This window comes from Micromonospora sp. NRRL B-16802, assembly GCF_001279555.1.
GTDB classification, from domain to species: domain Bacteria; phylum Actinomycetota; class Actinomycetes; order Mycobacteriales; family Micromonosporaceae; genus Micromonospora; species Micromonospora profundi.
The window spans coordinates 75,054-89,311 of record NZ_LGEB01000110.1 but is presented as its reverse complement, the minus strand read 5'-3'; the positions used below and the strand labels follow the sequence as shown (position 1 = coordinate 89,311).

Here is a 14,258-nt window from a genome sequence, read left to right as displayed (position 1 = left end):
GGGTGCGGATGTCAGCTCGACGCCGGGCGGCGCTGCGGGACCGCCCGGCGGTCACGCCGCCAGTGCGGCGTTGGCCAGGGAGAGGAATCGTGAGGTGGCCGCGCGCGTGCCGGCCCGCCCGCCGCGGATGCTCTCCGCGGCGGTGACAAGCAGCGAACGTACCTTCGCGTGGCCCATCGGCGGCGGCGCGGGTGCGGGCCCGAGCTGGTCTGCGATGCTGGCGCCGAACGCGGCGGCGCGCTGCTGAGCCGGGTCGGTGATGCTGCCCTCGGTGTAACGGCGTACGGGGATGCTGGCGTTGAGGCCGCGTTCGTGGCCGAGAACCGTGCCGGCCTCGCCGTTCGTGGTCAGGAAATTGATCACGTCGATGACGGTGTCCGGGTGGCGGGTGCCGCGGAACGCGGACCAGTACATCGACGCCCTCGCCCACTGCGAGCCCGGGGGGCCGGGGATGCCCACCACGCCCAGCTCCGCATCGGTGAGCCGTTGCAGGTCCGGTAGCTGGTGGGACCAGGCGAAGGACGCGGCGGTCAACCCGGTGACCACCAGTTGCCGGGCCGGCTCTCCGCTGTCGGACTGCTCCACGAGGGCCGCGCCAGGAGTGGCCCGCCCTGCCCGTGCCCGCTGCCACAGCTCGAACCAGGCGATCAGTTCGTCGGCGCCGAAGCCCATCTGTCGGCCCCGATAGAACTCGCCGCCCTGCGAACGCAACCACAACCAGAAGGCGCGGTAGTCGCCGGACGCGTCGACCGTACCGGCCACCTGGCCGTCACTGGCCTCGGTGACCTCTGTGGCCCAGGCGATGTAGTCCGCCCAGGACATTCCGCCGCGCGGCTCGGGCACCCGCAGTTCGCGCAGCAGGTCACGGTTGAAGACCACGGCCCCGAGGGTCTGCCCGGCGGCCACCCCCATCGTCCGGCCGTCCACGGTGCCGGAGCGGACGAGACCGTCCGGCAGACCGCCCAGGTCCAACCGGCGGTCGGCGACACTGTCGGTGAGGTCGAGAACGATCTCGCGCTCGGCGTACTCGGCAAGCACGGCGTCGTCGACCTGGATCAGATCCGGAATGTTGCCGCCGGCAGCCTGCGTGGCCAGCCGGTCGTAGTAGCCGTCGGCGCCCTGCCAGGTGACGCGGAAGGTGACCCGGGGGTTGCGCTCCGAGTAGAGCCGCAGAGCCTTCTCGGTCAACTCGGCCCGCTTCTGCCCGCCCCACCAGAAGACCGACAGCTCGACAGGCCCGTTCTCGGCCGACGTGGTGGATTCGTCGGTACACCCGGCCAGTCCGCCGGTGACCAGCAGGGGAGCGCCGAGCAGCGCGCTGAGCAGACGGCGCCGGCCCGGGTCCGCGCCGAGGCGGTCGATCGGCTGTCGAACAACGGGCACGGGGTCTCCTGGTACCTGCGGGCGGGGTCGGACCATTCACGCAGGCGGCGCACAAGGGTGTCAACGTCCATCCGGTCATCCCTGGTGGCCGGCCCCCGCGCGGGTGGCCGAAGCCGGACCGCCGCTGCCGCGTGGTGTACTAGGGCGCGTGGAACTTCTGCACTCGGGCAAGGTCCGGGACGTCTACGCCGACGGCGACGACCTGATCCTGGTCGCCTCGGACCGTATCTCGATCTACGACGTGGCGTTGCCGACGCCGATCCCAGACAAGGGTCGACTGCTCACCGCGCTCTCGCTCTGGTGGTTCGAGCAGCTCGCCGACCTCGTGCCGAACCACGTCATCTCCGCCACCGACGTGCCGGCCGAGTTCGCCGGCCGGGCCATCCGCTGCCAGCGGCTGGACATGGTCCCGGTCGAGTGCGTCGCCCGGGGTTACCTCACCGGCGGCGGCCTGCGGGAGTACGAGCGCACCGGCGCGGTCTCCGGCGTGCCGCTGCCCCGGGGGCTCGGTGAGGCGTCGATCCTGCCCGAGCCGATCTTCACGCCGTCGACCAAGGCGCCGATGGGCGAGCACGACGAGCCGATCACGTTCGACGACGTGGTGGACAAGGTGGGTCAGGCCACCGCCGAGCGGCTGCGGCAGATCACCATCGACGTCTACCGGCGCGGCGCGGAGCTGGCCGCCGACCGGGGCATCCTGATCGCCGACACCAAGATCGAGCTGGGCTGGGCGCCGGACGGCACCCTGGTCCTCGCCGACGAGTTGCTCACCTCCGACTCGTCGCGCTTCTGGCCCGCCGAGTCGTACCAGCCGGGCCGGGTGCAGTTCTCCTACGACAAGCAGTACGTGCGGGACTGGGCCACCGGCAGCGGATGGGACAAGCAGGAGCCGGCACCGGACGTGCCCGTCGAGGTCGTCGAGGCGACCCGCGCCCGCTACGTCGAGGTGTACGAGAAGCTCACCGGCAACCGCTGGAGCTGAGCGGGCCGCCGGCGATCCGCCGGGTCCGCACCGCGCTGCGCGCGCGTGCTTGGCCGGGACGTGTGGGCGTCGGCACCGGGCCTGCGTCAGTTCACCCGGTCGCCAGCGTCACTCCACCCGGTCGCTGGCGCTTGTCACTCCACCCAGTCGAGGGTGCGCCGCACCGCCTTGCGCCAGTTGTGCAGCTCCCTGTCGCGTAGCTCCGGTGCCATGGTCGACTCCCACTGCGCGTCGGAGCGCCACTGCGCGCGCAACGTGGCCAGGTCGGGCCAGAAGCCGACAGCCAGGCCAGCCGCGTACGCCGCGCCCAGGCAGGTGGTCTCGGTGATCCGGGAGCGGATCACCGGCACGTCGAGCACGTCGGCGAGGAACTGCATGAGCAGGGCGTTTGCGGTCATCCCGCCGTCCACCCGGAGTCGGCGCAGGGCCACGTCGGAGTCGGCGTCCATCGCGTCGACCACCTCGCGGGTCTGCCACGCCGACGCCTCAAGCACCGCCCGCGCCAGGTGCCCCTTCGTGATGTAGCCGGTAAGGCCGGCGATCACCCCGCGGGCGTCGCTGCGCCAGTGCGGTGCGAAGAGCCCGGAGAACGCCGGCACCACGTAGCAGCCGCCGTTGTCGTCCACGGTGCGGGCCAACTCCTCCACCTCGGCGGCCGTGGAGATCAGGCCGAGGTTGTCGCGCAGCCACTGCACGAGCGACCCGGTGACGGCGATGGCGCCTTCGAGGGCGTACGCCGGCGGTTGGCCCTTGATCTGGTAGGCGACGGTGGTGAGCAGGCCGTGCGTCGACGGGACAGGTGTGGCGCCGGTGTTGAGCAGCAGGAAGCTGCCGGTGCCGTAGGTGCACTTCGCCTCGCCCGGCTGGAAGCACGTCTGACCGACCAGCGCGGCCTGCTGGTCGCCCAGCGCGCTCGCCACCGGCACCCCGTCGAGGACGCCGGTGGCCGTGCCGTACACCTCGGCGGAGCAGCGGATCTCCGGGAGCATCGCCGCAGGCACGCCCATGGCGTCCAGCAGTTCCGGGTCCCAGTCGAGCGTCGTGAGGTCCATGAGCATGGTCCGGCTGGCGTTCGTCACGTCGGTGACGTGCTCGCCGGTCAGTTTCCAGATCAGCCAGCTGTCCATGGTGCCGAACAGCACCTCGCCGCGCTCGGCGCGCTCACGCAGGCCGTCGACCTCGTCCAGCAGCCAGCGCAACTTGGGGCCGGCGAAGTAGGTGGCAAGCGGCAGGCCCGTGCGGACCCGGAACCGCTCCTCGCCGTACGCCGAGGCCAGCTCGCGCAGCAGCGGCCCGGTGCGGGTGTCCTGCCAGACGATTGCGTTGGCCACCGGGCGGCCGGTGGCCCGGTCCCAGACCAGTGTCGTCTCCCGCTGGTTGGTGATGCCCACGGCGGCCAGACCAGCCGCGTCCGTCCCGGCGGACCGCAACGCCTCGGAGATCACCTGCTGGACGTTGTCCCAGATCTCCTCGGCGTCGTGCTCCACCCAGCCCGGCCGGGGGAAGATCTGCCGGTGCTCGCGCTGGGCCACGGCGACGATCTCCCCGGCGGAGTCGAAGACGATGCACCGCGAGGAGGTGGTGCCCTGGTCGATGGCGGCGACGTACTCGGGGGTCACCGCAGCACCGTACCCAAAGCGGTGGCACGGTGCGACCGTCGTCACGTCGGCCTACGCGTCGCCTACGATGTGCGAACGTGCGTGACATCGCCGTTTTCAGTGGAACCGCCCATCCCGACCTCGCCGCCGAGATCTGCGCTCACCTGGGGGTGCCGCTGCATCCGGTGCGCGTCTCCCGGTTCGCCAACGACTGCCTCGAAGTGCAGTTGCAGGCCAACTGCCGCGAGCGTGACGTCTTCCTGATCCAACCGCTTGTGCCCCCGGTGCAGGAGAACCTGGTCGAACTGCTGCTGATGATCGACGCCGCCCGGGGCGCGTCCGCCGGCCGGATCACTGTGGTGCTGCCGCACTACGCGTACGCCCGCTCGGACAAGAAGGACGCGCCACGGATCTCCATCGGTGCCCGGCTCGTCGCCGACCTGCTCACCTCGGCCGGCGCGGACCGGGTGCTCGCGATGACCCTGCACTCGCCGCAGGTGCACGGCTTCTTCAGCGTCCCCGTGGACCATCTCCACGCGCTGCGCGAACTGGCCACCCACTTCCGGCGCTACGACCTCAGCGACACGGTGGTGGTCTCGCCGGACCTCGGCAACGCCAAGGAGGCGGCGGCTTTCGCCCGGATGCTCGGCACACCGGTAGCTGCCGGAGCGAAGCAGCGGTTCAGCGACGACCTTGTGAAGATCAGCGCGGTGATCGGCGAGGTGGCCGACCGTGACGTCATCGTGCTCGACGACGAGATCGCCAAGGGCAGTACTGTCATCGAGTTGATGGAGCACCTGCGCGGCCTGAAGGTGCGTTCGATCCGGCTGGCCTGCACGCACGGTCTCTTCTCCGCTGACGCGCTGCGGCGGCTCAGCGACCAGGAAGGCGTCCTGGAGATCGTCTGCACCAACACCGTTCCCATCCCGGCCGCCAAACAGGTACCCGAACTCCAGGTCCTGTCGGTGGCTCCCGCCCTGGCCGAGGCGATGCGCCGGATCCACAACGGGGAGTCGGTCTCCGCCCTCTTCGCCTGATCCGGCCGCTGCCAGCGGCTGCCACTGCCCGCGCTGGCCGTCGAGGCCCGAGGTCAGCGCGGGGTGTGGTCGGAGGCGGTGAGGACGGCGGTGATGCGTACGGTGGTCCCGGCGCCGCTGGTGGCGATCTCCATGGCGTCGGTCAGCTCCCGGGCCAGCCACAGACCCCAGCCGCCGGCGGTGTCCGGGGCCGGCCGGCGTCGGTCGCCCAGCCGTTGCGGGCTGATGCCGCGGCCGTGGTCGGCGACCTCGCAGACCAGCACGCCCGGCTCCTGCCAGAGTCGTAGCCACCCGCGCCCGCCGCCGTGCCGCACCGCGTTGGTGATCAGCTCGTTGACCGCCAGCACGAAGTCGTCAAGCCGTTGGCCGGCGAGACCGGAGGCATGCGCGCAGGAGGCGACCGAGTGTCGAATCTCGGTCACCTGGGCCTGGTCGAAGGCCTCGGCGATCAGGAGGGCAGGGTCGATGGGCACAACCGTACGCGGTGCGTGCGGATCTGCGTTCATCATGCCCCCGTTCCGACGGCGGATCCCGGCGTGTTTCGCGGCTTTTCAACCGTACGTCAGGGTTTCTCGGCCCGCACTCTCTGCCTTTCGCGGCGTTGGCGCGGCTGTGGCATCCTGACCGCCATGCCGTCGCCGCCGCGTGGATTCGAGGTGCCGCTCTGGCGGGCGCTCACGGTGTTCCGGCTGGCCTCCCTGGCGTACGTCTGCGCGCTCGCGGTGCGCGACGCCGACCGGTACGCCCACCCGGTAGCGGTCGGTGCCCTGATCCTGGTGATGGTCGCCTGGACCGCGGCGACAAGCGTCGCGTACGCCCGACCGAGCTGGCGCCGCTGGCCGCTGCTGCTGACCGACCTCGGCGTCGTCATGGCCGTCGTGCTGTCCACCCCGTGGGTGGTCGGGCGGGAGGCGCTCGCCAGCGGCGTACCCACTCTTGGGGTTGCCTGGATGGCCGGCCCGGTGCTGGCCTGGGCCGTCTCCGGTGGCCGGCGGCGGGGCACTGTGGCCGCGCTGCTCGTGGCCGGCGCGGACCTGGCCACCCGTGAGCGGATCGGCCAGTCCTCGTTCACCGGGGTGATCCTCATGCTGCTCGCCGGTGTGGTGGTCGGGCACGTGGCGCGCCTTGCCGCCGACGCCGAGGAGCGCCTGCAACGCGCCGTGGAGCTGGAGGCGGCCACCCGGGAGCGGGAACGGCTGGCCCGGGGCATCCACGACTCGGTGCTCCAGGTGCTGGCGCTGGTGCAGCGGCGTGGCGCGGACCTGCCCGGCGAGGCCGGTGAGCTGGCCCGGCTGGCCGGCGAGCAGGAAGCCGCCCTGCGGGCGCTCATCGCAGGCAGCGCCCCGGCCGGTGCCGTCGGGCCGGACCTGCCCGACACGGACGCGGTCGACCTTCGTGCTCTGCTCGGCCGGTACGCCTCGACGGCGGTGTCGCTGTCCGCGCCCGCGACCCCGGTGCCCCTGCCCCGGCAGGTGGCCCGGGAGGTCGCTGCCGCGACGGGCGCGGCCCTGGACAACGTGGGACGCCACGCCGGTGGGCGGGCCTGGGTGCTGGTCGAGGACGAGGGGGAGACGGTGACCGTGTCGATCCGTGACGAGGGGCCGGGCATCCCGGACGGCCGACTGGACGAGGCCGCCGCGCAGGGGCGGCTCGGAGTGAGCCAGTCGATCCAGGGCCGGGTGGCCGACCTCGGCGGGACGGTACGGATCATCTCGGCCCCCGAGGCCGGCACCGAGATCGAGCTGACAGTGCCGAGGGCCGGACGGTGACCGCCCTGCGGGTGATGGTCGTCGACGACCATCCGATGTGGCGGGAAGGCGTGGCCCGCGATCTCACCGAGGCCGGTTTCCTCGTGGTGGCCACCAGCGGTGAGGGACGGCAGGCGATCCGGGTGGCCGCCGCCGCCCGGCCCGACGTCGTCGTCCTCGACCTGCAACTACCGGACATCTCCGGTGTCGAGGTGGTCCTCGGGCTGCGTGCCGCGCTCCCTCAGGTGCGGGTGCTGATGCTCAGCGCCAGCGGTGAGGAGCAGTCGGTGCTCGACGCGGTGAAGGCGGGCGCCACCGGCTACCTGGTGAAGTCGACGGCGCCCGCCGAGTTCCTCGACGCGGTGCGCCGTACCGCCGTCGGTGATCCGGTGTTCACGCCCGGCCTGGCCGGGCTGGTCCTGGGGGAGTACCGCCGGCTGGCCACCGGGCCGGGGCCGGGGGCCGGGCCGGCCGGAAGCGCGGAACCCGGCACACCCCGGCTCACCGACCGGGAGACGGAGGTGCTGCGCCTGGTGGCAAAGGGGATGTCGTACAAGCAGATCGCGCAGCGGCTCGGCCTGTCCCACCGCACTGTGCAGAACCACGTGCAGAACACGCTGGGCAAGCTGCAACTGCACAACCGGGTCGAGCTGACCCGCTACGCCATCGAGCGGGGCCTGGACGGTTGAGCCCGCTCAGACCGAACGCGGCGGTTCGGTCTCGTGGATGGCCAGCTCCTCGGCTGTCGCCCCACCACCGGCCGACCCGGCGTCGTACGCCACGGAGTCGGTCTCCTGGCCGGTGTGCGCCCCCTCGTCCGGTTGCACCAGACGACCCACCGTGGCGTCGGCGACAGTGCCGAGCTGGCCGTGGTCGTAGAGGGAGACCGGCGAGTTCGGGTCCGAGGTGGGGCCCGGATCCATCACGTCGGCGTCCAGTTGGGCTTCCGCGGCGGCCGCCTCGTTGTCCGCCTCAAGGGCGATCTTCGGGTCGACCGGGCCGGCCAGCGGGTCGTCCACCGGGCGCTCGAAGCTCTCCCGCTGGAGCTTGTAGTCCAGCGACTCGCCGTCGAGCTGCTCGTCGGCAGTGGTGCCGAAGCGGTCCACCGCCACCGGGGTCCGGTCGCCGGGAAGCTGGGCCGGCTCCGGGCCGTCCGCCTCGCGCCCGGTGAGGACGTCGTCGTTGGCGGTCGAGTCGTCGTCGGCGGTGTCGGGCAGCCCCTCCGCCTCGGTGTCGGACACGGGGGTCGGGTACTCGTTGTCGCGCATGTCTGATCACTACCCGCTGCCCTCCCGCCGTAACCGGAGCACTGCCGGTCATGCGGGAGTGAACCGGCCAGCGGGGGCGGAACCGCCGTCAGCCGAACGCCCTGGCCTCGTCGTCCGGGTGCAGCACGCACCAGATGACCTTGCCGTCCGGCACCACGCTGGTACCCCAGCGACGGGCCATCGTGTCGATCAACAGGAGGCCCCGGCCGCCGGCACGCGTCGGCGGGGACACCCCGGCGAACGTCGGCCAGCGCGGGGAGTGGTCACGGACCGACAGTTGCAGTGTGTTGTCGTACGGCGCCAGCCGGACGTTCATCACCGTCCGGGCGTGCACCACCACGTTGTTGACCATTTCGGTGACCGCGATCTGGGCCGGTTCGGTCAACGCCGGCATGCCCCAGTTTCGGCAGCCGGTGGCAACCAACTCGCGGGCCTGCCGAGCGGCCTCCACGGTGGGAGGCAGATCGACGGTCAGCACCGCCGCGAGTGGCGTCGCGGCGAGCGCTGCCAGCGCGCCGTCCAGGGTGGGCCAGGCCGGGACACCGGCGAACGCGGTGTCGGCGCTACCGGCCCCGGAGACCGCCGGGTCGCAGAGCAGCAGATCCGCTGCGGGCCAGTCGGCGACCTCCTGGCGGACCTGGGCGAAGACACTCCGCCCCGGAGGTTCGTCGACCCGGAGCCGGGTCACGTCGGCGACGATCGGGCCGGGCCGGTCGCAGAGCCGCGCGAGCAGCGCGTCGCGGACCGTGTCGGCGGCGGCCGGGTCGAGCACGCCGCTCAACCGCACCACCGCGGACGAGTCGTCCACCTCCACGCGGCAGCGCGTGCCGGCGGGCGCCGCCGCGCCGCCGCTCGGCACGCCGAGGTACGGCGTGTTCGGCCGGTCGATGCCCGTCATCAGCGACCTGACCGGGATCGGCGGCTCTTCGCCGCGATCGTGCCGACCGCGGTGCCGGCCGCCGCTAGGCCGAAGGCGGCGGTCATCCGCACCAGGTGCCGGCGACGACCGTTCCAACCACCGTCGTGGCTTGCCTGCCCGTCGGGCCGGAACACGTTGCCGCTGGTGTCCAGCCGGGCACCCGGGCCGAACTGGGTCCGCTGGGCGTACCAGCCGAGGGTGCGCTCCACAAGCGCCGGCGCGAGCCGCCACTGGAGGCCCACCAACCGGGCGGCACCGCCGGCGTACGCCTCGCGGCGCGGCCGGCGCAGCAACCGGACGATGGTCTCGGCCACCACCTCCGGCGGATAAACGGGCGGGGGTGGCAGCAACTCGCGGCCGCTGTGGTTTGCCGCGTGCCGGAAGAACGGGGTGTCGATGGTGGCTGGCAGCACCGTGCAGACGGATATCTGACTCCGGCCGGTGACCCGCAGCTCCTGCCGGATGGTGTCGGCCAGCCCACGGATGCCGTGCTTGGCGGTGTTGTACGCCGACTGGTACGGCATCGCCACCTCGGCGAGTACCGACGCGTTGTTGACAAGCACCCCGCCGCCGGCAGCGCTGAGATACGGCAGGGCGGCCTTGATGCCGTGCACAGCGCCGAGCAGGTCGACCTCCAGCACCCGGCGGAACTCGGCGACCGGGATCTCGTCGAACAGGCCCACAGCGCTCACGGCGGCGTTGTTCACCCAGGCGTCCAGGTGGCCGAACTCGTCCACGGCCCGATCGGCGAGCATCAGCACCGACTCCAGGTCGGTCACGTCGGTAGGCACCGCCAACGCCCGACCGCCCAGCTCCCGACAGCGCTGTGCCACCTGTCGTAGTGCCGGCTCGCTGCGGGCGGCCACCACGACGGCGGCACCCCGGCGGGCCAGCGCGTACGCGGTGGCGGCGCCGATCCCGCTGGACGCGCCGGTGATCACCACGGTCGAATCGTCGAGACTGCGGGTCAGCGGCATTCCTGAGCGGTACCCCCGGGCGGACCAGGTCATACCACCGGCCGCCGGACGATCATCGGGAAGCGTGATCTGGTGCGTCGCGGCGGGCTGTTGGGACTGCCGTGGCGCAGGTGCCGACGCAGCTGAGGTGGGGTGTTTCCCGATCTGCCAGGTTTCGGCTCCAGGCCCTCAGGTTAATGGGACGCTCTGACCGGACCGCCGAGGAGAAGATCGCAGGGAGGTGACCCATGCGCGTCGGCCTCGTCTGCGCGCACAGCAGTTCGTACCGGCACGCCGACGGCCCGCCGGTCGGTACCCAGCAGCACATCGCGCGGGTCGCCGAAGAGCTGGCCGCTCGCGGCCATGATGTCCGGATCTACGAACGCCGCGACGACCCGGAGCTGCCGGTGACGGCGGACGTCAACGGCTACCGTGTGCACCGGGTGCCCAGCGGCCCGCCCACCCGGCTGGCCACCGCCGAGCTGATTCCGCACGTGACGGAGTTCGGGCGCTGGCTGGCCGACGAGTGGGGCGGCGCCTGGCGGCCCGAGGTGGTGCACGGGCACTACTGGATCGGTGGCCTGGCCGCCGCGCACGCCGTCCGTGAAACCGACATACCGGTGGTGCAGACCTTCCACTCACTGGGCATCGAGCAACTGCGACACCTGGGCGGCCACTACGACGGGCCGGGGCAGCGGATCCCGCTGGAACGGGCGTTGACCCGCGCGGTGGACATCGCTGTCGCCCAGAGCAACGACGAGGTGGACGAGCTGACCCGGATGGGTCTGCAACGCAGCTCGGTGGCGATGGTGCCGGCCGGGGTGGACACCGAACTGTTCCACCCTGACGGTGAGGCGGCGCCGCGCGAGCAGCGGCCCCGGATCCTCTCCGTCGGCGGGCTCACCGCGGGCCACGGCCAGGACGACCTGATCCGGGCCATGCGCCTGGTCGGCGACGCCGAGCTGGTGATCGCCGGTGGACCGCCGGCCAGTCAACTGGCCAACCACGCAGAGGCACGCCGACTGCGCGAGCTGGCCGAACGGGCCGGGCTGGCCGACCAGGTACGTCTGGTCGGGGCGGTGCCGCACGACCAGATGGCCACCTGGTACCGGTCGGCGGACGTGGTGGCCTGCACACCGCGGTACTCCTCGGCCGGGCGCGTCTCGCTGGAGGCCATGGCCTGCGGCGTGCCGGTTGTCGGCTACGCGATGGGTGGCCTTGCCGACGCAGTGGTGGACGAGGTCACCGGCCGTCTGGTGCCGCCCGGTGACGTGCGCACGCTCGGCGTGTCCCTGCGCCGGCTGCTCACCGACAACGCCGGCCGGTTCGCGTACGGGCACGCCGCGGTGGACCGGGTCCGCAGCAGCTACACCTGGGAACGCACCGCCGGAGCGCTTGAGCGCCTCTACGAGCGGGTGGTGAGCCGCCGCAAGCCCGTGGAGGCGTGAACCCAGGCGGGTCGTGGTCGGTGTCGGCTCAGACAGGCCGGCCGATGCCGACCATGGCCCGCCCACCCTGCTGCGGCACGGACCGTTCCTGCTGCGGTTTGGCGTACCGGGTCAGGCCGATCACCGAGGCCAGTGTGACCAGGAATCCGACCGCCGCCAACCACTCCCGGCCCGGCCAGATCTTGTCGTTGAGCAGCAGCAGCCCGACGATCGCCGCCGGTACCGCACCGGCGGCGTCCATTGCGGCGACCGCGGCGGTCGTCGAGCCGCGCTGCATGGCCAGGCCGAGCAGCAGTTGGCCGACGATCGAGTGCGCGATCAGCAGGTAGAGCAGCGGGTTGGACAGGAACGCCTCGGCCGACGGCACCGAAGCCAGCGGCCGGGCCGCGACCGCGGCCGAGGAGAACGCCAGGCCGGCAAGCGAACCCAGCGCCACCGACCCGGGGGCGCCGTGCAGCCGGACGGCGAAGACGCCGAGCACCCCGATGAGCCCGAGCGCCGCCAGCAGCACGACCGAGCCGGCGGTGCCGAGCTGCCGTGACGGCGCCGGCCGGGCGGCCAGCACCAGCGCGGTGATTCCCGCGAAGAGCAGAGCCAGCAGGACCACCTCCGCCAGCGGCAGGCGCCACTTCAGCACCAGTACCCCGAGGATGGCGGTCACCCCGAGCCCGGCGGCCACACTCGCCTGCACCAGGAACAGCGGCAGGTCCCGCCGGGCCAGGAACGCGAGCACGAAACCGCCGATCTGGCAGCCCAACCCGACGAGGTACGTCCGGTGCCCGGCGAGGCGCAACAGCAGACCCGGGTCGAAGGTGTGGTGGACCGTTGTGCGGGCCGCAGCCACCGACTGGAGAAGGTTGGCGAAGCCGTACGCGACGATCATCGCCGCGAGAAAACACCAGCCGGAGGAGACCACCTGGCGAGGATAGAGGTTGCCGGGGGTCAGCGCTCGGCTGGCCGATCCAGTCGAGTGAGGATGTCGGTGTGCAGCAACCCATTGGTCGCCACCACGCTGCTCTCGGTGCCCGGCGCGCCCGCCGGAGCCGGTCGACCCGCCAGATCTGTGACCGTGCCACCCGCCTCGGTGATGATCGGCACCAATGCCGCCACGTCCCACAGTGACAACTCCGGCTCGACCATCACGTCAAGCGCACCCTCGGCCAGCAGCATGTAGCCGTAGAAGTCGCCGTACGCCCGGCTGCGCCAGCTGGCCCGCATCACGTCGAGCATCGCGTCGAGCCGGCCGGCGCGTTCCCACCCGGTAAGCGACGAGTAGCAGAAGCTGGCGTCGTCGATCCGGCCGACCGCCGAGACGCTGATCCGCTCGCCGGCGGCAGGGCCCGGTCCGGCGTACGCGCCCGCGCCCGCGCTGGCCCACCAGCGCCGCCCCAGCGCCGGTGCGGACACCACGCCGACCGCCGGCCGGTCGCCGTCGTAGAGCGCGATCAGGGTGGCCCACACGGGCACGCCGCGGACGAAGTTCTTGGTGCCGTCGATCGGGTCGACGATCCACCGGCGGCCGCCGGGGTCGGTGTCCGGCTTGGCGCCGTACTCCTCGCCGAGCAGCCCGTCACCAGGCCGGTGCTCCGCCAGTAGCGCGCGGATCTCCCGCTCCACCGCGGTGTCCGCGTCGGACACCGGTGTGAGGTCCGGCTTGGACTCCACACGGAGGTCGAGCGCCCGGAAGCGGGCCGTGGCGACGGCGTCGGCCCGGTCGGCGAGCAGGTGGGCGAGGGTGAGGTCGTCGGCGTACCCGGTCATGCCGGCAACCTAGCCGATGCCCGGCGGCTCACTCGTCCGGCCCGCGCCGGTCGCCCTCGCCGGGCCCGCGCTGGTCGGCGTCGCCCCGCGAGTCGCCCTCACCGGCGCGGGAGGCGAGCAACCGGCGGTACGACGCCAGCCGGCGCGCGTCGGCCTTGCCGGCGGCCACCCAGGCGTCCAGCCCGCACTCGGCCTCGTCTGTGCTGTGGGGGCAGTTCGGCGGGCAGTCGACGGTGCCCTCGACCAGGTCGGGGAAGCCGTGCAGCAGGCTGTCGGCGGAGACGTGCGCCAGCCCGAAGCTGCGGATGCCGGGGGTGTCGATGATCCAGCCCGGGTCGGTGTCCACGCCGGGCACCGGGGGCAGCCGCAGCGCCACAGCGCTCGTCGAGGTGTGTCGGCCGCGGCCGATCGCGCTGACCACGCCGACGGCGCGATCGGCGTCCGGGACGAGCCGGTTGACAAGTGTCGACTTGCCCACCCCGGAGTGCCCGACCAGCACCGACACCCGGCCGCCGAGCAGCGCGCGCAGCGCGGCCAGGTCGGCGTCGGGGCGGTTGAGCACGTACGGCAGCTCCAGTTCGGCGTAGTAGCCCAGCACCTCCTCCGGCCCGGCCAGATCGGCCTTGGTGAGGCAGAGCAGCGGCTCGACGTCCGCGTCATAGGCGGCCACCAGGCAGCGGTCGATGAACCCGGTACGCGGCGGCGGGTCGGCCAACGCGCTGACGATCACCAACTGGTCGGCGTTGGCGACCACCACCCGTTCCAGCCGACCCTCGGCGGTGCTCTCGTCGTCGTCGGCGGTGCGGCGCAGCACCGACCGGCGGTCGGCGATCCGGACGATGCGGGCGAGAGCGCCCTCGGCGCCGGAAGTGTCCCCGACAAGGCTGACCCGGTCGCCCACCACCACCGACTTACGGCCCAGCTCACGGGCTCTCATCGCGGTGATCGTGGGCAGCTCGGCACCGGCCACGCCGCGCTCGGCACCGGCAAGCACGCAGGTGTAGCGACCCCTGTCGACGGCGATGACGAAGCCGTCCACAGCGTCGGCGTGTTGGGGACGGGTGCGCGTACGCGGGCGCGACGACTTTCCGGGCCGGACCCGTACGTCGTCCTCGTCGTACTCCCGCCGTCTGGTCGCCAGGACCTGTCCTCTTCTCG

At 72.5% G+C, this 14,258-nt stretch carries 13 protein-coding genes and 1 pseudogene; 5 read left to right on the top strand and 9 right to left on the bottom strand.

Annotation, left to right across the window (positions count from 1 at the left end; translation table 11 throughout):
* Positions 1–51 precede the first annotated feature (51 nt).
* Complete coding sequence (locus ADK66_RS27370) at positions 52–1,383, bottom strand: ABC transporter substrate-binding protein (protein ID WP_231640218.1); 1,332 nt, start codon at positions 1,381–1,383, stop codon at positions 52–54.
* A gap of 148 nt (positions 1,384–1,531) precedes the next feature.
* Between ADK66_RS27370 and ADK66_RS27365 the strand changes: the two genes are divergently transcribed.
* Positions 1,532–2,365: a phosphoribosylaminoimidazolesuccinocarboxamide synthase gene (locus ADK66_RS27365; RefSeq protein WP_053660331.1), complete on the top strand. Its 834-nt coding sequence runs from the start codon at positions 1,532–1,534 to the stop codon at positions 2,363–2,365.
* A 134-nt stretch (positions 2,366–2,499) separates the two neighbouring features.
* On the opposite strand, the gene glpK is transcribed toward ADK66_RS27365, so the two are convergent.
* Entirely contained in the window at positions 2,500–3,984 is a 1,485-nt protein-coding gene (glpK, locus tag ADK66_RS27360; RefSeq protein WP_053660602.1) for a glycerol kinase GlpK, read from the bottom strand.
* Positions 3,985–4,061: 77 nt separating this feature from the next.
* On the opposite strand from glpK, the gene ADK66_RS27355 reads away from it, so the two are divergent.
* Positions 4,062–5,000: a ribose-phosphate pyrophosphokinase gene (locus ADK66_RS27355; protein ID WP_053660329.1), complete on the top strand. Its 939-nt coding sequence runs from the start codon at positions 4,062–4,064 to the stop codon at positions 4,998–5,000.
* Positions 5,001–5,053: 53 nt separating this feature from the next.
* Here the strand turns inward: ADK66_RS27355 and ADK66_RS27350 are convergent, their stop codons facing one another.
* A complete protein-coding gene (locus ADK66_RS27350) occupies positions 5,054–5,509 on the bottom strand; it encodes an ATP-binding protein (RefSeq protein ID WP_053660327.1) in 456 nt (151 codons plus the stop codon).
* Between the two features lie 120 nt (positions 5,510–5,629).
* On the opposite strand from ADK66_RS27350, the gene macS reads away from it, so the two are divergent.
* Both macS and ADK66_RS27340 read left to right on the top strand, forming a co-directional pair.
* Positions 5,630–6,769, top strand: a complete 1,140-nt coding sequence (gene macS, locus ADK66_RS27345; RefSeq protein WP_053660325.1) for a MacS family sensor histidine kinase — start codon at positions 5,630–5,632, stop codon at positions 6,767–6,769.
* Between the two features lie 14 nt (positions 6,770–6,783).
* Positions 6,784–7,437, top strand: a complete 654-nt coding sequence (locus tag ADK66_RS27340) for a response regulator transcription factor (RefSeq protein WP_053660600.1) — start codon at positions 6,784–6,786, stop codon at positions 7,435–7,437.
* 6 nt (positions 7,438–7,443) lie between these two features.
* Here the strand turns inward: ADK66_RS27340 and ADK66_RS27335 are convergent, their stop codons facing one another.
* From ADK66_RS27335 to ADK66_RS27325, 3 genes are all read right to left on the bottom strand, one after another.
* Positions 7,444–8,016 carry a DUF5709 domain-containing protein gene (locus ADK66_RS27335; protein ID WP_053660323.1) on the bottom strand — a complete coding sequence of 191 codons (573 nt, stop codon included), beginning with the start codon at positions 8,014–8,016 and terminating at the stop codon, positions 7,444–7,446.
* A gap of 88 nt (positions 8,017–8,104) precedes the next feature.
* Positions 8,105–8,914, bottom strand: a complete 810-nt coding sequence (locus ADK66_RS27330) for an ATP-binding protein (protein WP_053660321.1) — start codon at positions 8,912–8,914, stop codon at positions 8,105–8,107.
* Entirely contained in the window at positions 8,914–9,912 is a 999-nt protein-coding gene (locus ADK66_RS27325; RefSeq protein ID WP_053660318.1) for an SDR family oxidoreductase, read from the bottom strand. The genes ADK66_RS27330 and ADK66_RS27325 overlap by 1 nt, the downstream gene beginning before the upstream one ends.
* A 227-nt stretch (positions 9,913–10,139) precedes the next feature.
* On the opposite strand from ADK66_RS27325, the gene ADK66_RS27320 reads away from it, so the two are divergent.
* A complete protein-coding gene (locus tag ADK66_RS27320) occupies positions 10,140–11,339 on the top strand; it encodes a glycosyltransferase (protein ID WP_053660316.1) in 1,200 nt (399 codons plus the stop codon).
* Here ADK66_RS27320 and ADK66_RS27315 read toward each other — a convergent pair.
* The 3 genes and pseudogenes from ADK66_RS27315 to rsgA all read right to left on the bottom strand — a co-directional run bounded on the left by ADK66_RS27315 (position 11,297) and on the right by rsgA (position 14,139).
* Positions 11,297–12,222, bottom strand: a pseudogene (locus tag ADK66_RS27315) (hypothetical protein). The gene ADK66_RS27320 and the pseudogene ADK66_RS27315 overlap by 43 nt on opposite strands.
* A gap of 59 nt (positions 12,223–12,281) precedes the next feature.
* A complete protein-coding gene (hisN, locus tag ADK66_RS27310) occupies positions 12,282–13,100 on the bottom strand; it encodes a histidinol-phosphatase (protein WP_053660312.1) in 819 nt (272 codons plus the stop codon).
* A gap of 28 nt (positions 13,101–13,128) precedes the next feature.
* Positions 13,129–14,139, bottom strand: coding sequence for a ribosome small subunit-dependent GTPase A (gene rsgA, locus ADK66_RS27305; RefSeq protein WP_053660310.1), 1,011 nt, complete (start codon positions 14,137–14,139; stop codon positions 13,129–13,131).
* Positions 14,140–14,258: the final 119 nt, after the last annotated feature.